Origin of the sequence: Paenibacillus sp. FSL W8-0186 (assembly GCF_037969765.1) — a bacterium.
GTDB lineage: Bacteria > Bacillota > Bacilli > Paenibacillales > Paenibacillaceae > Fontibacillus > Fontibacillus woosongensis.
Map to the genome: position 1 here is coordinate 47,986 of NZ_CP150207.1, position 18,629 is coordinate 66,614.

General features: G+C 52.8%; 15 protein-coding genes and 1 riboswitch. Of the genes, 14 read left to right on the forward strand and 1 reads right to left on the reverse strand.

The features are described 5' to 3' along the window. Nucleotides 1-184: 184 nt before the first annotated feature. The gene (locus tag MKX50_RS00225; RefSeq protein WP_339159945.1) at nucleotides 185-1,861 is read left to right on the forward strand and encodes a polysaccharide biosynthesis protein; all 1,677 of its coding nucleotides are present in this window, start codon (nucleotides 185-187) and stop codon (nucleotides 1,859-1,861) included. Nucleotides 1,862-2,000: 139 nt separating this feature from the next. On the opposite strand, the gene MKX50_RS00230 is transcribed toward MKX50_RS00225, so the two are convergent. Then, the gene (locus tag MKX50_RS00230) at nucleotides 2,001-2,135 is read right to left on the reverse strand and encodes a hypothetical protein (protein WP_339158097.1); all 135 of its coding nucleotides are present in this window, start codon (nucleotides 2,133-2,135) and stop codon (nucleotides 2,001-2,003) included. Between the two features lie 31 nt (nucleotides 2,136-2,166). Here MKX50_RS00230 and mazG point away from each other — a divergent pair, with 31 nt between their 5' ends. The 13 genes from mazG (at nucleotide 2,167) to tilS (ending at nucleotide 18,579) form a co-directional block, all read left to right on the forward strand. Next, a complete protein-coding gene (mazG, locus tag MKX50_RS00235; protein ID WP_339158098.1) occupies nucleotides 2,167-3,669 on the forward strand; it encodes a nucleoside triphosphate pyrophosphohydrolase in 1,503 nt (500 codons plus the stop codon). Nucleotides 3,670-3,853: 184 nt separating this feature from the next. Further along, nucleotides 3,854-4,126 (forward strand): HU family DNA-binding protein, encoded by a 273-nt coding sequence (locus MKX50_RS00240; RefSeq protein ID WP_155613555.1) that lies wholly within the window; start codon nucleotides 3,854-3,856, stop codon nucleotides 4,124-4,126. Next, the gene (locus tag MKX50_RS00245) at nucleotides 4,126-4,398 is read left to right on the forward strand and encodes an RNA-binding S4 domain-containing protein (RefSeq protein WP_213595361.1); all 273 of its coding nucleotides are present in this window, start codon (nucleotides 4,126-4,128) and stop codon (nucleotides 4,396-4,398) included. Before MKX50_RS00240 ends, MKX50_RS00245 begins: the two co-directional genes overlap by 1 nt. A 117-nt stretch (nucleotides 4,399-4,515) precedes the next feature. After that, nucleotides 4,516-4,797 carry a sporulation protein YabP gene (gene yabP, locus MKX50_RS00250; RefSeq protein ID WP_155613553.1) on the forward strand — a complete coding sequence of 94 codons (282 nt, stop codon included), beginning with the start codon at nucleotides 4,516-4,518 and terminating at the stop codon, nucleotides 4,795-4,797. Then, the gene (gene yabQ, locus MKX50_RS00255; RefSeq protein WP_339158099.1) at nucleotides 4,794-5,369 is read left to right on the forward strand and encodes a spore cortex biosynthesis protein YabQ; all 576 of its coding nucleotides are present in this window, start codon (nucleotides 4,794-4,796) and stop codon (nucleotides 5,367-5,369) included. The genes yabP and yabQ overlap by 4 nt, the downstream gene beginning before the upstream one ends. A gap of 13 nt (nucleotides 5,370-5,382) precedes the next feature. After that, nucleotides 5,383-5,742 carry a septum formation initiator family protein gene (locus MKX50_RS00260; protein WP_339158100.1) on the forward strand — a complete coding sequence of 120 codons (360 nt, stop codon included), beginning with the start codon at nucleotides 5,383-5,385 and terminating at the stop codon, nucleotides 5,740-5,742. 115 nt (nucleotides 5,743-5,857) lie between these two features. Then, nucleotides 5,858-6,337 carry a S1 domain-containing RNA-binding protein gene (locus MKX50_RS00265; RefSeq protein ID WP_155613550.1) on the forward strand — a complete coding sequence of 160 codons (480 nt, stop codon included), beginning with the start codon at nucleotides 5,858-5,860 and terminating at the stop codon, nucleotides 6,335-6,337. 375 nt (nucleotides 6,338-6,712) lie between these two features. Continuing rightward, the gene (gene spoIIE / locus MKX50_RS00270) at nucleotides 6,713-9,214 is read left to right on the forward strand and encodes a stage II sporulation protein E (protein WP_339158101.1); all 2,502 of its coding nucleotides are present in this window, start codon (nucleotides 6,713-6,715) and stop codon (nucleotides 9,212-9,214) included. Nucleotides 9,215-9,401: 187 nt separating this feature from the next. Next, nucleotides 9,402-9,490, forward strand: a riboswitch (cyclic di-GMP riboswitch). Between the two features lie 192 nt (nucleotides 9,491-9,682). Further along, nucleotides 9,683-11,443, forward strand: coding sequence for a methyl-accepting chemotaxis protein (locus tag MKX50_RS00275; protein WP_213595369.1), 1,761 nt, complete (start codon nucleotides 9,683-9,685; stop codon nucleotides 11,441-11,443). Between the two features lie 76 nt (nucleotides 11,444-11,519). Further along, entirely contained in the window at nucleotides 11,520-15,266 is a 3,747-nt protein-coding gene (locus tag MKX50_RS00280) for an amino acid adenylation domain-containing protein (RefSeq protein ID WP_339158102.1), read from the forward strand. A gap of 153 nt (nucleotides 15,267-15,419) precedes the next feature. After that, nucleotides 15,420-16,163, forward strand: coding sequence for a hypothetical protein (locus MKX50_RS00285; RefSeq protein ID WP_213595373.1), 744 nt, complete (start codon nucleotides 15,420-15,422; stop codon nucleotides 16,161-16,163). Beyond that, nucleotides 16,126-17,088: a serine/threonine protein kinase gene (locus MKX50_RS00290; RefSeq protein WP_213595375.1), complete on the forward strand. Its 963-nt coding sequence runs from the start codon at nucleotides 16,126-16,128 to the stop codon at nucleotides 17,086-17,088. Before MKX50_RS00285 ends, MKX50_RS00290 begins: the two co-directional genes overlap by 38 nt. 57 nt (nucleotides 17,089-17,145) lie before the next feature. Next, complete coding sequence (tilS, locus tag MKX50_RS00295) at nucleotides 17,146-18,579, forward strand: tRNA lysidine(34) synthetase TilS (RefSeq protein ID WP_339159948.1); 1,434 nt, start codon at nucleotides 17,146-17,148, stop codon at nucleotides 18,577-18,579. Nucleotides 18,580-18,629: the final 50 nt, after the last annotated feature.

Sequence of the window (18,629 nt, forward strand, 5' to 3'; positions counted from 1 at the left end):
GCGGGAGTTTGTTTGTGGGGACATGCAGGGAGGGCGTACTGCGCCGTTTAAAAAGTGCGGGTGATGTCCTAGGGCAATGGCAGAGCTATTGAGCGGTGTGATCTGCCGTTGCTTTAACGGGGAGCAAAATCGTCTTATAATGGTACCTGATGCATATTTTGAACTTTAAAGTAGGGTGCCTATGATGAAAAACGAGTTTACCGAACCCCGGCCATCCAAGCTGCTTAAAGGGGCAGCCGTCCTCGCGCTGGCTGCTGTAGTGACAAAGCTGCTGGGAACACTGCAAAAGATTCCGCTGCAAAACATCGGAGGGGACGGGGTATTCGGCATTTATAATACCGTCTACCCGTTTTATATGATGATCGTTACGTTTGCCACAGCCGGTTTTCCGGCAGCGGTCTCCAAATTCATTGCGGAGCGTCAGGTGTTGGGCGAAGAGGCCGGCAAGCGGTCCGTTTTGCGGATGGCCAGCCTGATAATGGGACTGCTCGGGGTAGCTGGTTTTGCCATGCTGTATTTTGGAGCCCCGCTGCTGTCGCGTGCCATTGGCAGCAGCCAGCTGCTGCCAGCGCTGCGCAACGCGGCTCCAGCCCTGCTATTCATCCCGCTGACGGCCGCTCTGCGGGGTTACTTCCAGGGGCTGCAGGAAATGGTGCCGACGGCAGTCTCCCAAGTGACAGAACAAACAGTCCGCGTAACGGTAATGATCGTCCTGCTCTTATACTGGACGGGGGTTGGCGCCGCGGATGATGTTATCGCGGGAGGGGCTTTTGCCGGATCAGCCGCCGGCGGGATGGCGGGGCTTCTGGTCATGCTTGTATTTTGGCGCCGCAGCTCCGGGCAAAGGGAGAGCACGGCACCTAGCCGGAAGCTTGGTGCCGCTTCACAAATCGATATCCCTGACCGGGCGAAAGGCGCTGGAGAAGAGAGGGGAACGAAGCTTCTCGCGGCCATGCTGGCTTATGCCATTCCCGTCTGTCTGGCAGCTCTCGCCGTTCCGCTCCTTAGTCTGGTAGACACCTTCACGCTTCCGAGATTGCTGCAAAGCAGGGGAGCTGATGAACTTCAGGCCATGGTGGAGGTTGGCATATATAACCGCGGTGTCCCGCTCGTTCAATTGGTAACGATGCTGGCTTCCTCGCTGTCGGTGATGTTCATTCCTGCGCTGACGGAGCTGCGAATGAAGAATGACCCGGTAGGAATCCAGCGCCAGACGACGCTGGCACTGCGCTGGTTCTGGCTGATCGGCCTCGCCGCATCAACTGGACTGGCTCTGCTGGCGCAGCCGATCAACGTGATGCTGTATGAGGACGACCTCGGCAGCGCGACGCTGGCGTGGATCGCCTGGACGGCGGCCCCCGGCGCGCTGGTCACTGTGAGCGCAGCGCTGCTGCAGGGGCTCGGCCACGTGCGCGCCCCTGCGCTGCACCTGCTCGCCGCGGCGGCGCTCAAGACCGCGCTGAACGCGCTGCTCGTGCCGCCGCTCGGCATCACGGGCGCCGCCCTCGCCGGCATCGCCGCCTACGGCGCTGCAGCAGCGCTCAACCTGGCGCTGCTTGCCCGGCGCACCGGCCGCGCCCGGCGAGGCGCCAGCGCAGCGCTGGCGCAGCTGCTTCGCCCTGCGGCGGCCGTGCTCGCCATGGCGGGCGCCGTGCTGCTCGTGCGCCTGGGCGCGCTGCCGCTTGGCGGCGGGCGCATGGCGGCGCTCGCCGAGAGCCTGCTCGGCGTGGCCGTGGGCGCCGCCGTGTTTGCGGCAGCCGTGCTGCGCACCGGGCTGCTGAGCGCCGCCGAGCTCGCGGCGTTGCCGCGCGTTTCGCCGCGGCTGGTGGCGGCGCTGCGCCGCCTGCGGCTTGTGCGCTAGCGGCTGCGCAGCACTAGTTCGCCGCAGCACCGCCCGCGCTGGCAGCCCGCGCCTGTGCCGCTAGGCGGGCCATAGGCCATTCGCGCCTGCACCAGCTCACCGTCCAGGCCTACTTGGCATCCGCTATTTCTCCTCGGCTCTACACCCTAGCTTCTAGGGTGACCGCCACGGAGTTCAGCGTTGCCATGGCGCCGCCGTGATCACGGTACCGCTGCGCGTCTAGCCGCCGGACCGCTTGCTCCATCCCCGTAAATCGCGTTATAGTATAGGACATGATGCTAGAACAGGAGTGTGACGATAGCGATATGAGCAGAGCGATCATAGTGGTTGGCCTCGGATCGGGGGATCCGGATCAATTGACGCTAGGAATCATAAAACAGTTGAAGTCAGCGACGGAGCGCTACGTCCGCACGACAGATCATCCCGTCGTAGCCTGGCTTGAATCGGAAGAGGACATCCGGTTCGAATCCTTTGACTCGGTTTACGAGGAGCACGAGGATTTTCCGTCCGTCTACGAGGAGATCGCGGATAGGCTGGTGGCCAGGGCTCAGAGCGCTGATAACAGCGGGGTCATTCTATATGCGGTTCCGGGCCACCCGATGGTGGCCGAAGCGACCGTGCAAATTTTGCGGCGACGCTGTCCAGAGGAAGGCATTCAGCTAGAGGTACGGGGCGGAGAGAGCTTTCTGGATCAGGCTTTCGTCCGGTTAGGCTTTGACCCGATCGAGGGTTTTGCGCTGCTCGACGCATCGGATGTAGGTGCAGTGAAGCTTGATCCGCGCATGCATACATTGATTGGCCAGGTATATGATACCTTTACAGCATCCGATGTTAAACTTGGCCTGATGGAGATGTACCCCGATGACCATGAAGTGGTCGCCTGTCATGTCCTCGGTGTGGAAGGCCAGGAGCAGATCCTGCGTGTTCCGCTGCATGAGCTCGATCATGTGACCGGGTACGGCAATTTATCGCTAATCTACATTCCGGCAAGCAGAGACGAGCAGCTGCGCAACAGAAGCTTTGAGCGGCTGCATGAAATCGTCGCGATTCTGCGGAGCCCGGAAGGCTGTCCGTGGGACAGGGAGCAGACCCATCGCTCCATCCGCAAGAATCTGATCGAGGAAACGTACGAGGTGCTGGAGACGATTGATGACGATGACCCCGATCATATGCGGGAGGAGCTTGGGGATTTACTCCTGCAAGTGATGCTGCACTCGCAAATGGAGGAAGAGACAGGACTCTTTACTGCCTATGATGTAATTCAGGCTTTGAATGAGAAGCTGATCTACCGTCACCCGCACGTCTTCGGCGAGCTGAATGCCGAGGATGCGGAGGCAGCGCTCAGCAATTGGGAAGCTATGAAGGCGGAGGAGAAGCGCAGCAAGGGAATCGAGCCGGAGGAGCAATCCGCGCTTAGCGGCGTCCCTCGCGACTTGCCAGCATTGATGAAGGCTTATAAAATTCAGAAGAAGGCTGCAAAAGCCGGATTCGATTGGGAGGACATCTCCGGAGTTTGGGACAAGATCGAGGAGGAGCTTGCCGAACTTAAAGCATCGGTTGGGCAGGGCGAGGATGCCGAAGCACAGGTGCTTGAACTGGGCGACGTGCTATTCTCTGTCGTCAATGCCGCCCGATTCATCGGGGTTGATCCGGAAGAGGCACTGTCCTTGACAATCCGTAAATTCGTCCGCCGCTTTCGGCATGTCGAGCAAAGACTGAAAGAAGCGGGCAAGACGCCGGCCACGAGCTCCCTTGCGGAGATGGACAGGTATTGGGATGAAGCCAAAGAGCTCGAACGCCAGCTGTAAAATGGCCAATTTGTCTAAATAGCGGTGCTTTTTGGGAAAAAAATAAAAAAATTATCGATATCGGGCAGGATTTTTAGAATTAAGCAAGAATACTCTTACAAAGGTATGGCGACTTATATCGGAGATCTCACTCCATTGTGCTGCCGTATTTCATCATTTCTTTAATTATTGGGAGGCATTATTGATGAACAAAACAGATCTGATCAACAACATTTCCAGCAAAAGCGGCTTGACTAAAAAAGACGTTGAGTCTGTATTGAATGGTTTTCTTGGCGAAATCACCGACGCTCTCGCAAGCGGAGACAAAGTTCAACTGATCGGCTTTGGCACGTTCGAGACTCGTAAACGTTCCGGCCGCACGGGCCGCAACCCGCAAACGGGCAAAACAATCGAAATTCCCGCATCCAACGTTCCAGCTTTCAAAGCGGGCAACAAACTTAAAGAAGCTGTAAAATAATGCGTCTTGATAAGTTCCTGAAAGTGTCGCGGTTGATCAAGCGGCGTACGGTGGCTAAGGACGTCTCCGATCAGGGGAGGGTTCTCATCAATGGACGCGAGTCCAAGCCGAGTACCGCCGTGAAGGTCGGGGATGAAATCACGATTCAGTTCGGCCAGAAGCTGGTAACCGTACGAGTCGAACGACTGGCGGAGACAACGCGTAAGGAGGAGGCCTCCACGCTGTATACGCTGGTGAAGGAAGAGCCGATTCCAAAGGACACCTTTCTATGAACGATTAGGATGATAACGAACAAATAACGGCGCCGTCATGGCGCCGTTTTCGTTTTTTAGCAGTTCTAAACCGATCCCTCTTTCCATAAGCTATTTTTAGAAGGAGGGGTACATGCCATGGTGGATCTCAATAAGGGAAAGCATCAGGAAGTTCGACTATTCCAGCGCAAGCTGCTTGAAATTACAGGCGTGCTAAATGTAGAGAGCTTCGATAGCGAGGAGTTTTTGCTTCAGACGGAGCTGGGCCATTTAACCATTCGCGGCCAGAATTTACATATCAAAAATTTGAATTTGGAGCAGGGACTCGTCAGCATCGAGGGTCTTGTCAATTCCCTGTCCTACATTGATCCCGGCTCCCATTCCGGCGGCAAAGGGCTGCTCGGCAAGCTGTTCCGATGAATTTGGAGGTTCAATGGGCGACGCTCTTATGGATGGCTGTATCCGGGGGGATATTGGGCATCGCCTTTGACAGCTACCGTGTCGTTTCGGGGCAACTCCGCTTTCCCCGGTGGAGTGTACATGCCCTGGATCTGTTGTATTGGGTCGCAGCCTCGCTTTTCGTATTCCGCATGCTGTATCACAGTAATCAGGGTGAACTGCGTTTCTATGTCTTTTTGGGATTGTTTATAGGCGTTTGGATTTATTTTTTGTTCTTAAGTGTTATAACGGCGCGTTTTGTGGTAATGTTAATGAGGATAGTTAAAAAGATTTACCTCATATCGGTACGGATATTCAGTATTTTCATTATTGCACCGATAATATGGTTATTGAAGGGAATCAAGCTGTTATTAGGCTTTGTTTGGGTCATATTGCTGTTTATGGGGCGGATCACACTGCTGCCGATTTGGAAGCTGCTCGTCTGGGCCCTAAGGCCGCTGATCAGGAAGCTCCGAATCATAGAGTTGGCGGTATCGGTTCGCGATCGTATAACATCGATATGGAAGCGCTGGTTCGGCAAAAAAGAAGATTAGAGGGAGGTGCCCTATGCGCAGAACAGCTATGTCCACAAATTCCAAGAATCAGACCAAGGGTCAGGCTGCCCATCAAATGGCTGGGGCACGACGGCGACTCCGGATTTGGATGGGGTTTATGATTATTTTTCTGGGCTGGGCAGCGTATACATTTTTTTCCCAGTCGAGCGAAATCAATGCCAAATCCCAGCAGCTGGAGGAACGCCAAGCTTCGATGAACGCCGCCACGCAGAGCTTGGAGCAATTGAAGTACGAAATCAGTCGTCTCCAAGACCCCGAATATATTGGACAAATCGCTATGAAGAAATACGGGCTTTATAAACCCGGTGAAATCCCGGTTCGGGTCTCCGAATCGTCACCGGAAAATGACTAGTTTTTGCAGGACATACGTCTGTTGACCTTGTTTCCGTCATTCGGTATAATCAAATCACCACAGTCATGATTTCGAGGCCTGGCTGTATATTTTTAAGGGAGGATCATTTTATTTTATGGCAATTGAAGTGGGCACCAAGTTAGAAGGAAAAGTGACAGGCATCACGCATTTCGGAGCATTTGTGGATCTGTCAGGAGGTGTCACGGGTCTCGTTCACATCTCAGAAATCGCCGACAATTACGTCAAGGATGTTAACGATCACCTGAAGATAGGCGACGCTGTAACTGTCAAGGTTATTAACGTCGACAAGGACGGTAAGATTGGCCTTTCTATTAAACAGGCCGTGGACAAACCGGTAGAGGCAGAAAGACCACCTCGCGCACCGCGTCCGGATCGTCCTGGCGGAAGAGAGGGAGATCGTCCCGGCGGCGGATTTAACCGTGAACGGGGAGGGCGTTCATTCAAGCCCCCAGCCGGCAAAACTTCTTTTGAAGATAAAATGTCCCGCTTCCTCAAAGATAGTGAAGAGCGCATTTCTTCGTTAAAGAAGAACACCGAGGGCAAACGCGGAGGCCGCGGAGCCAAGCGTATGTAGTTTTCTTGAAAATGAATGATGTATACCGCAGGCAGAAGGATAGCCTGCGGTTTTTATTTTTAAACTGTTCTTTTCCCTCGCGGGCAAGAGCAGTTTTTTTGTCGTCTTCATTTTTTTACCGACAGGTTACTACCCTTTTCCAGCTATCTCATGAGGAATCGCTAGATGATAGGCTCTCCGTTTCGCTGCCTAAGTGCGAACATAGGAACCCCTGTAGAGCCGCAAGTTTAGGATGGGCCTACATTCGCGCCGCTTTATAAATCCCTCTCAATTTGTCGGAAATTTCTTTTGATCCGCTCCGATATGTGACAAACTTTCCGAGGACGGCTCCCTATAATGGGACATACCTAAAAACTTAGAAAGGGTGGTGCCAGGATGAGAGGAAGATGGAATGTCATCGCTTTCCCGGGAACGAGAAGGATGAAAGAGCAGGTGAAGGAGCCTTGGTGGAGGGAATGGAGACAAATTCCCGGACTGAACAGAGCAGGCGAATTTTTTGCGGCAAACCGTTGGCTGCTGCTGATGCTGACGATGGGTTTTTTGCTCGGCAGGGCGGCGATTTTGGACGAATTGTCTCCGTTTGCGGCCGCTTTTTTCGCTGTAATGATATTCCTGCGCCGGGATGCCGCGATTCTCATTGCTTCTTCCATCCTTGCGGGAGCCCTGTTCGGGTCTGGTGATCATGTTATAAGTATCGCTGCGGAGCTGCTGATTTTTTACTTGGTTTTTCGGGGGATGGAAGCCTTCGAGCGGGCGGAGCTGACTTATGCGCCTTTGATGGTGTTCACTTCAACCTTTATCGTGGGGTTGTTCGGTGCCGTAATTGGTCCAACGCTAACCTGGTATGCCTTAACGATGACCGTTATGGATGCGGTATTAAGCTTTGTTCTGACGCTGGTATTTATGCAGGCGATTCCCCTGTTCACTTTCCGTAAAAAAAGCTATCAGCTGCGCAACGAAGAAATATTATGTCTCGTCATTATGCTGGCCTCGGTCATGACCGGACTCGTCGGATGGGAGATTTACGGATTATCGGCAGAGCATATTCTATCCAGATATTTAATCCTGCTGTTCGCATTGGTAGGCGGAGCCTCGCTAGGAGCATCCGTTGGGGTCGTCACGGGGCTCATACTAAGCCTGGCCAATATGGCAGCGCTGTACCAAATGAGTCTGCTGGCTTTTTCCGGCATGCTGGCGGGCATGCTGCGGGAGGGGCGCAAGTGGGCAGTCGGTTTTGGCATGCTGCTTGGCTCCTCCATACTATCCGTATACTTGACTGGCTCCAAGGATATTATTGCTTCGACTTGGGAGAGCTGTGCGGCCGTGCTGCTATTTCTGTTGACGCCGGGCAGCGTCTTCAAGATGATCGCAAGGTATGTGCCGGGCACCCAGGATCATACCAAAACACAGCATGAATACGCCAAACGGGTGCGGGATATAACAGCGGAACGGGTTACGCAGTTCTCGAAAGTGTTCAAGCAGCTGTCACGCAGCTTTGGACAAGCAGCCGGTTCGGGCGACATGGCGAAGCGGAACGAGGAGCTCGACCATTTCATGAACGCCGTCACCGAGGGAGCCTGTGCCTCTTGTTTTCGCAAAAATGCCTGCTGGGACGGGAAATTCTATCAAACTTACAAGTTTATGACGGAAATGATGACTGCCGTGGAGGAGAAGCCGGACCTAAGCAAACGGGACTTGCCGGCGAACTGGAGCAAATTATGCTCCAAGACGGAGCGAGTACTGGAGCTCATGAAGCGGGAATACGATCTGTATCAACATGATATGCAGTGGAAACGGCAAATATACGACAGCCGGCAGCTCGTAGCGGAGCAATTATCGGGCGTCTCCCAAGTGATGGAGGACTTGGCCAAGGAGATTAAGCGGGAGGGACAAGCGATGTACCGGCAGGAGGAGCAAATCCGTGAGGCTTTGGAGAAGCTCGGGCTGTCCATTTATAGCATTGATATCATCAATCTCGACCAGGGGAATGTGGAGATCGAAATTGTGCATGCCTATACCCGTGGATTCGACGAGTGCCGCAAGATTATAGCTCCGTTGTTATCTGATATATTGGGCGAGCATATTGCAGTGACCGGAGAAACGGAATACAGGGCCAAGGAGGGACTGGCGACGGTAACGTTCGGGTCGGCGAAAACATATGAAATCGTCACCGGCGTAGCGGGAACGGCCAAAGGCGGTGACCTGCTGTCCGGGGACAGCTTCAGCGCCATGGAGCTAGGCAATGGCACCTTTGCGGTGGCTATCAGCGACGGCATGGGCAATGGGGAAAGGGCAAGGCAGGAGAGCAGCACGGCTCTCAATATTTTGGAACAGCTTCTGCAATCCGGCATGGATGAGACCATTGCCATTAAGTCCGTGAATTCGATACTTATGCTGCGTTCCCCGGACGAAGTATATGCCACAGTGGATATGGCGCTGATCGATGAATATACGGCCAAGACGACATTTATGAAAATTGGCTCTTCGCCTAGCTTTATCAAACGGGGCAATGAGGTAATTCCGGTATCGGCAAGCAATTTACCTATTGGGATTATTCAAGAGATCGACATTGACCTAGTAACGGTCCAGCTTCATCCCGGAGATACGCTTATTATGATGACGGACGGCATTTATGACGCGCCGGGTTACGCGGTTAACAAGGAACTATGGATGAAGCGGCTTATTTTGGAGATGAAGACGGAGGACCCGCAGGAAATGGCGGATCATTTGCTCGAGTCCGTCATTCGTTACCAGAAAAATGTCATTCATGACGATATGACCGTCGTTGTAGCCCAAATAGAGCATTTACGCCCGCAGTGGTCAACACTGCATATTCCAGGAATTAGCCGGTTAGAACGGCCTCGGACAGTAAGCTGAAAAGGAGAATGCATTTCAGAGAATGGTATAAATATGAACTTTTTGTGAGAAAAGGGAGGGGTCTAAAGAACTAGTTTTGTAAAAAATACGTAAAAAATGCTATTTTCGATGGAAAAGTTTTGAACTATATAGTAATATCGACCTTATTATTAGGTATATTCCATCTAAAGGACTTAATCTCATATTCTTATTTTTTCGGCAAAGCTATCGAAAGGTAGTGACGCAAAGCTATAGGGACTTACTCTCCAATCGGAGAAATGTCAGCCAGCTGCAATAAGAAAAGCCAGAAATGGCCCTCTGCAGGAGCTCTCATGCTCCTTGACAGCGAGGGCAGCTTTTCATGCAGGTGTCTGCGGTAAATGAGTGAACTATGGTTGCTTTTACGCTGTAGTTCACTTTTTTTGCTTTAAAGCAAGGAAATAGGACATCTAATCGATCTATCCAGAGAGAAGGAGAAGGAGAATTGCCATGAAGCTGCCAATTTTAAGAAAGTTAACCCAATTGAGCATTGTTTCCAAAAATATGCTGCTGACGAGTCTATCCATCATATTGACGGGAGTCATATTAATCGCCTCCAGTTTCTACATTCAAGGCGGGGTTCTGACGGACCAGTTAAGAAACGATTCCCTTAAAGTTATGGAAGCCTGGAGCAAAAAGGTAACCGCCGACGAGGCGGCCGAAGCCATGGGCAATACAGACCCAAAATCGCCTGTTCAAGAGAAGCTGACGCTCCTGTTCGATGAACTGTCGGCCACCCATCCGAATGTCGCTCAAGGATATATTTTCGGCTCCGAACTGGTGGATGGCAATAAGACGCTAATGATTGCTTTCCCTAGTTTCATTCTCGATATGTTTGCGGAGGAAGGCCTTCATTTGGGGGATTTGCTGGAACAGCCTGATTTTCATGTGCAGGGCGTCCGCGAGATGATGCAAACGAAGACAATCACTTATACGAAGCCGTATAAAGACGATTATGGAACATGGCTGACGGTGCTGTATCCGTTCCAGGACGGACAAGGAAATGTCATTGCTTACATGGGGATGGACATCGATGCAAGCTTGATTATGCAGGGACAGCAGAGTTTGCTTAAATACGCGTCGATTGCTCTTGGAGCAACCCTGCTGGTTATCCTTACTCTGCAATATGTCCTGATGAGAAGAACCTTTGCACCGGTGAAGGATTTGATGGCCGCGCTGGACAAGCTGAGCCAAGGGGACTTCAGCGTCCAGCTGAAGACGAGTCAGGACGAGCTTGGCCAGATCAACGCTAAATTCAATTCCACGGTAAGCAACATCAACCGTCTGGTAGCGACGATTAAGGATGTGTCGATCCAATCCGCAGAGCAATCCAAGGTGCTGTTCTCTACCGTGGAAGATAATCATGAGAGTTCACTCACGATTACGCATAATATCGAGGAAATCTCCGAGAAGGTATCCCTCCAAAGCAAATCGATTACGGAGAGCGCTACTTCTCTGGAGGATATCGCCTCTGGAGCGAATGTGATTGCCGGCAATACCTCCGCTGTATCGGAAGCTGCGATGCAGATGAAGGAGCAATCCGAGCAAGGCGGCGATAAAGTAGAGATGGTCATGACGCAAATGGGCTCCATACATAAATCGGTCAAAAATTCGGTCGATTCCATTGAGCAACTGCATAAGCGCTCAGGCGAAATTGAGGAAATTGTTCAGGTCATGACGCAGATTGCCACGCAGACGCAGCTCCTTTCTCTCAATGCCAGCATTGAGGCTGCCCGGGCAGGGGAAGAAGGCCGCGGCTTCGCCGTGGTTGCTAACCAAGTTAAGAAGCTGGCCGAGGAGTCCGCGAAATCTGCGGAACAGATTGCTGAGCTTGTCCGGCATATTCAGCAAGAGACCCTTCAGGCCGTCCAGGCAATCAACGAGGGTGAGCATAATGTTGCGGTCGGCATCGGCATTGTCCAAGAAACGGGAGAGCTGTTCGGCTCGATACTATCGGCTACCGATGCGGTAACCAGTCAGATTCAGGAGGTATCCGCGGCTACTGAGGAAATGGTGGCGGAGACGGAACAAATCACGGCGGCCATCAAGCAGCTTGCTGAACTGGCTGAGCGTAATGCGGCCGTGTCCGAGGAGATCAAAACGGGGGCGATGGAGCAGCGGAATTCCTCCAATAAAATAGTCAATGCCGCTGAACAACTGAATCAGATATCCGATAAGCTGGAGGAGCTCGTCGCCGGTTTGAAATTATAAGCACGGCGTTGTTCCAGGCATACGGGCCAGGCTCACTGGTTGTTAAATAGAGAGATCGCTTGAAGGAGTAGATACGATGAATACCATACTGGTAACGCAACAGAGCAGACAGTATTGGCTGGATGAACTGAAGCCTCCGTTGTCCGGTTTGGATATGTACACCGACTTTCCTAAACACGGACAGATCAGAGAGCTGCGCGAAACGACTTATGCACTGGATTTAAATATGAAACAGCTGAACGCTGTGCTAAGGGGCACGGATGAGCTGCGGGCATGGATGATCGCCTGCTATTGCGTGTTTCTGCGTAGAATGACGGGTGAGCAGGAGTTGATCTTCGGCGTGCGATGCAGCCGGGGTCATCTGCTGCCAGTAAGGATATTACTCGAGAGCCACAGCCAATTTTGCGACCTATATAAGCAAATTACGGACAAGCTTGTTCAGGCTGAGGCGGCCAGTATGCCGTTAGAGGAAATTGAGGGCATTACTGGCCCCATTCCCGAGCTGGAGGCGGTTTATGGCCGGAATGAAAGCAGCAGACCGGGTTTGCTTCACTGGGATGTGAGGGTTGAACAAGGTCAACCGCTGATTCATATTGCTTATCCGGGCAATTTATTTAAGGAAACGACGATTCGGAGATATGGCGCGCTATTTCAACAAATCGTCGATGCTGTGCTGGCGGATGAACATGTCGTAGTCGGCAGGATTCCTTTGTTGACGGAGGAAGACGTCGAGGCGTATGCCCGGCTGAATGACACCGCAAAGGCGCTGCCAGAGGCGGCCAGCATTCCGGAGCTGCTGGATTTGTCTATGAAGCGGTTCGCTGATCGGATCGCCCTGTCGTCCGGCCAGCAGGAAATAAGCTATGCGGAGCTGGATATAGAATCGGACCGGGTGGCGCAAATGCTGCTAAGCGCTGGGCTCGTTCCCGGCAATTTCGTGGCAATCTTTATGGAGCGGAGCCTGGAGGCAGTCATCAGCATGCTCGGTGTACTGAAAGCCGGCGGGGCCTACGTTCCGCTCGATCCCGAGCATCCCGACGACCGGAACGCGTATATTATTCAGGATACCTGCTCGGCTATTGTCCTGACGAAGAAGCAGTATGCATCTAGAGTGGCCTCCCTGCTGGAAGAGCAAGAGAGGTGGCCTGATCGGGAGCAGAGCCGGCCAGCATATCAGGTCTTTTGCCTGGATGGCAATCTCAGCGATTACCCGGCCAAGCCAGCAAGGGTGGCGGTTGGAGCAGCTGATATCGCCTACGTGATTTATACTTCAGGCACAACGGGCAGACCAAAGGGAGTGTTGATTCCGCATGTCGGCGTGATCAACTTAGCTGCTGCTACGGTGGAGCAGTTGGGGCTCCATGAACGGGACGTTATTTTGCAGTATTCAACCTTTAGCTTCGATGCTTCGGTCTACGATATTTTCAGCGCTTTGCATGCGGGCGCTCGGCTGCATTTATTATCGGGGGACGAGCGGTATTCGGTAGAAGTATTCACGGCGGCGATCGAATACACGGGAGCAACGCGTTTCGGTATATTGCCTACGGTTTTCTTTAATCAGTTATCCACCTATTTCAATGAGGAAGAGGCCGATAAATACAAGTCTATCCGCAGCCTCGTCATCGGCGGGGAGGCTCTTGCGGGAGCGGCCGTACGGGCATTCCAGAAGAAGCTGAAGCATCGTCCGCTCATCGTTAACGCCTACGGGCCAACGGAAGCAACCGTAGTCACAACCGTTAACCCTTTCGAGGATATAGTGCCGGATTACGTTTCTACGATAGGCATTGGCCGCCCTATTGCGAATTATGAAATATTAATCGTGGATGAGCATAACCAGCTTTGCCCTCAGAATGTAGCGGGAGAGCTGCTGATCAGTTCCGTGGGATTGGCTCGTGGTTATTTGAACCAGCAGGACAAGACGAATGAAGCGTTTATCCTCGACCCCGTTCATCCGGAATCCGGCAAAAGATACTACCGCTCAGGCGACCTGGTTCGCCTGCAGAATGATGTTATCGAGTATATGGGGCGCAAAGACCTTCAGGTGAAAATTCGGGGATATCGGATAGAAATCGGAGAAATCGAGGATAATTTGGCGAAATATGAAGGCATCAGGGATGTGGCGGTCATCGCCAAGGACGGTGCGGACGGCTCCAAAATGCTGGTTGCCTTCTATACCTCACGGGACGGAGGCGGGCTAAGCCGGAGTGAGCTGCAGTCGTTTCTGAAGAGCAAGCTGCCAGCATACATGGTTCCGAGCCACTTCGTTCCGATCGATGCAATGCCTGTGTCGCCTACCGGTAAAATCGACCGCAAGCAGCTGGCGTTCTTTGAATACGATATGCAAGATGAAGAAGAGACGGACTATAACCCTCCAGAAAATAAGCTGCAGCTGGAGATTTCGGCTGCCTGGGAAAAGGTGCTTGGCCGGATCCGGATCGGCATACACGAGGACTTCTTCGAGGCGGGGGGGCATTCTCTGAAAATACTGGAAGCCCTCGTGCTGTTAAAACCGAAATACCCCGGGCTGAGAATTGGCGATTTCTTTGCAAATCCGACGATCGCGATGCTGGCTAAACGAATAGCGTCCCTTGCGGTTGACCAGGGCACAGGCATATCGGTCGGAGTGGAAGGCACTGAGCTTGTCGACTTGGCGGAGCATCCTCTGCAATTTGGCGGGAAGGGTATTGCGGAGGCTTCGTACAGCCAGCAGCATATCCTGCTGACGGGGGCTACCGGATATCTCGGCTCCAGGCTTCTGCATGAGCTGCTGGAGCGGAGTGAGGCCATGATCTACTGCTTGATTCGTCCTGTTAGCGGAAGTCAGCCTTATGAACGACTTCAGCATGTCATGACGGCCTATTTCGAGGATAATAGCGCAAGCAAAATGGAGGGACGCGTAATTGCTGTAGCAGGCGATTTGCAGCAGGATAACTTGGGTCTAAACGGCAGGGAATACGCTCTCCTGCGGGAGCAGATTGACTCGGTGGTGCACTGCGGTGCGGAAGTGCGGCATTTTGGGGAACCGGAATATTTTCGGCGTGTTAATGTCGACAGTACGGAACGCCTGGTATCGCTGGGGAAAGGAAAGGGCAACTTTCGTTTTCATTATATCTCTACGATCGGTATTCCGGAGGATTTGGCCATGAGCGGACTGTGGGACTCTTTTACGGCAAGCGAGACATATGATTACTCCCTCAGCATTGACAATGTATACACGAACAGCAAGCTGGAGGCGGAGAAGCTGGCCGTTAGAGCATGCGAAGAGGACGGCGTGCCCGTTACCGTATATCGCGTAGGGAATCTGTCCTGCGATTCGAGGAGCGGAATCTTTCAGACGAACATGGACAGCAACGCATTCTACCGTATGCTTAAGGCGATGCTGCTGCTGGGCAAGGCGCCCCGCGTAAGCTGGCAGGTTGATATTACGCCGATTGATTACGCTGGTGAGGCCATAGCCACGCTCCTGCTGCAGGATCGAACCGCGGGGCGAATGTTCCATATATGTAATCCCGTGCAAATTTCATATGAAGATATGATCGACCAGTTTAGGGATTACGGCTACTACATCTCTTTGCTGGATTGGCCCGAATATGAAGCATGGCTGCTGGACTCCAGCCAGCCAAAGGATCAGAAGGGAACGGAGCTGGCGATGGCTCAATTGGAGGGAGACGGCGCTAAAAACTCCGTGTACCGCTTCAGTTGTCCGCAAACGCTGGAATATATCAGGGCAGCCGGCATCACTTGCGCCGCACCGGATCGCTTCTTATTCAAGAAGTTAATCGATCACGCGGTAAAGGTAGGATATTTCAATCCTCCGAAATGAATGCATGTAAATAGAAACGAAAGGCATAGGTACGGGAGATAGCCCAGTATCTATGCCTTTTTGCAATTTGTCGGAGAAGCGGCCGGTATTCTGGTTTGAATCACGATTTCTCTGGAAATGATAGAGAAGAGAGATTGGAAGGAGGCTTGTGCAATGCGGCAGATTATGCTGATTACGGACGGATGCTCCAATGTGGGCGAGAGCCCGGTTCTAGCAGCGGCTCTGGCCCGGCAGGAGGGAATCACGGTCAACGTTGTCGGTATCATCGACTATGGAACAATCGGGGAGCTGGGCAGCCAGGAAATTGCGGAAATCGCCAAGGCCGGCGGCGGAATGAGCCAGCTCACCGGAACGGAGCGTCTTGCCCAGACGATGCAAATGTTGACGCGCAAGACGGTGGTTCAGACGGTTCAGCAAGCGGTTAATAGAGAGTTGAGACAAATTTTGGGAAATGGGAGCATTGTAGATTTGCCTCCCGATCAACGTTCCCAAGTCGTCGATGTCATCGATGATTTTAGTGAAAGCAGTCCCCTGCAGGTTGCGCTGCTTATCGATGCCAGTGCGAGCATGAAGCCCAAGCTTGCCGCCGTCGAGGAGGCAATTCGCGACATGATGCTCAGTTTAGGAGCAAGGAAAGGACAAAGCCAGCTGGCGGTGTTTCACTTTCCGGGGCCAAGGGGCGAAGATGCTGTGCTTGATCTGGATTGGACATTGGATCTCGGCGGCGCCAGGTCGATCTTTCAGCGATTGGTAATGAGGGGCGCAACGCCTACCGGGCCTGCGATCAAGAAGGTGATGGAATTCTTCCGGTATGGTACACTGGATAGAAACGGAAAAGTGGCTTGGCCGGAGGAATCCGATGAAGGAGAAGGAATGCTCGGTGACTACGTCGTTTAAGCTGAATCTGCCGCAGGGCACGCTGATTACCGGCCGATGGAGAGGCGGACGTTACCTTATCCAGCGGCTGTTAGGCCAGGGAGCCAATGGGGTCGTGTATCTGGTGAAGCAGGTGGACAGCGCAAGGCTGTACGCGCTCAAAATGGGTTTCGATACCGTAGATATTCAGTCGGAAATTAATGTGTTAAAAGCTTTGCAGCGCCAAGGACGAAGACATCATCCCGTTAGGCGGGACAATTCTGGCTATTTGGTCGAGGTAGACGATTATTCTTTCCAGGGCAAGGAGATCCCTTTCTATGTGATGCGGTATATAAAGGGGGAACCTTTACGGGCCTTTCTTGCGAGGCGCGGGAGCCGATGGATGGATGCCGCCGGAATGAATCTGCTGCGGCAGCTCCGCCGCCTTCATGAGTCGGGCTGGGTATTCGGCGATTTAAAGCCGGAGAACGTTCTCGTGGGGACTTACGGGGAAGTAGAGCTGATCGATTATGGCGGTGTCAGCAGTATTGGCCGCAGTGTCAAGCAGTTTACGGAGTGGTATGATCGCGGCTTCTGGAATGCCGGAGGCCGGACGGCAGAGCCTTCCTATGATTGGTTCAGCTTTGCCGTCGTATGCATTCACCTGCTTGCCGAGCAGCCATTGAAGCATGCCGCAACGCAGCTGCCGCAAATGAGAAGCTCCGGCGATCTGCTTGATATCGTGTATAAAGCCCCTTCGCTGGCACCCTATAGAGAGTGGCTGCAGAAGGCGATTCAGGGGGAATTCCGCGATACGGCGGAGGCCTGCTTATTATGGAAGGAACTTGTGACGGCGTCCCGGCCGGAACCAGTGAAGAAGCCAACGACGCCGCGTTGGATCATTAGCGCTTTCGCAATATCTGTAACGCTGCTGGTTTATGCGTTATACATGGCTTTCCGGTTCTAATCCAAGAGTCTTGGATGAATTAGTTGGTGAGGTGGGAGACAATTGGACGATTACAGCATGTACCCCTTGGTGGAACGAGTTCGCCGTACCGGGGAGGAATACGGGTTGTGGTCTCCCGGAGATTGTATCGTTGTCGCGGTGTCCGGAGGACCCGATTCGGTCACGCTGCTTCATATTATGCATGCCATAGCCTCGCGGACGGATCAGAGGCTGAACCTCGTCTGCGCGCATATCAATCACGGGTTCCGGCCAGAAGCGTCTCGTGAGGAAGCGGAGTTCGTGCAGAGCCTGGCCAGGCAGCTTGATATGCCATTTGAATTAGCGAATCTGGATATCCCTACATATATGAAGGAATCTGGAAAAGGGGCGCAGCTGGCGGCACGGGAGAAGAGATATGAATTTCTGCATGCGGTAGCATGCAAATACGGAGCGGCTTCTATTGCCTTGGCTCATCATGCGGATGATCAAGCAGAGACGGTGATGATGCGCATCTTGCGCGGAAGCGGCACGTCCGGGCTTGCAGGCATGAGGCTGAAGCGGCGAGAGAAGAATGTGAATCTGATTCGACCCTTGCTACGGATTTATAAAGCGGAAATCCTGAAGGCTTGTCAGGATGCAGAAATTCCTTACCGCATAGATAGCAGTAATCTGCAAAATAAATATGTGCGAAATGCAATTCGTTTGGATGTGCTGCCATTTTTGGGGCAATATAATGGACAACTGGCTGAGTCGCTGAATCGTCTGGCAGACACGCTTGGCGAGGAAGATGATTATTTGCAGCAATTGACCGACCGGGCATATCAGGAGCTGGTCACCTCGGACGGTGAAGGCTTGGCCTTTCAAATCAAGCCGTTTGGCACCTTACATGCCGCTTTACAACGGAGGTTGATTAAACTAATATTAAATTATCTGCCTTTCTGCTTGGAAGAAAGCGATTTTGTCAAGATTGAACGTGTTCGTCAAGGGGCGATTCAGAGCGCTCCCACGACATGGAGTCTTGATCTCGGGGGTGGGCTGCAGTGTGTTCGTGAATACGACACCATCAGGTTTATACCTAATGCAGCGGGGGGGATTGACGACCTTCGCTATACATACCGCGTGGATTCCATTCCTGCGGAAGTTGAGATTCAGGGTTTAGGCACCAACCTGTTTTTTACGCAGACCGCGGCCGGGCAAGACGCTATGAGTAAGATGACGCACGGTAAAGACAGTGCTGTGTTTGATGCGGATGAGCTGGTCTATCCGCTTACAGTGCGTTCCCGTCAGCCGGGGGATACGATGAAAGTCATGGGGCTAAACGGCACCAAAAAGGTGAAGGACATCTTCATCGATGAGAAAGTACCTCCCTCTCTTCGTTCCCGCATACCTATAGTCACCGATGGCCAGGGCCGGATTATATGGATTCCCGGCATTCGCAGGTCTTCGATCGCTGCGGTTGGACAGCATACGTCCTCCGTCTTGTTGATGACTGTAGTACGGGATGCTGAGTAACTAGCATCGGGTTATCGCCGGGTTAAGACATTCATAGTATAACGTAGGAG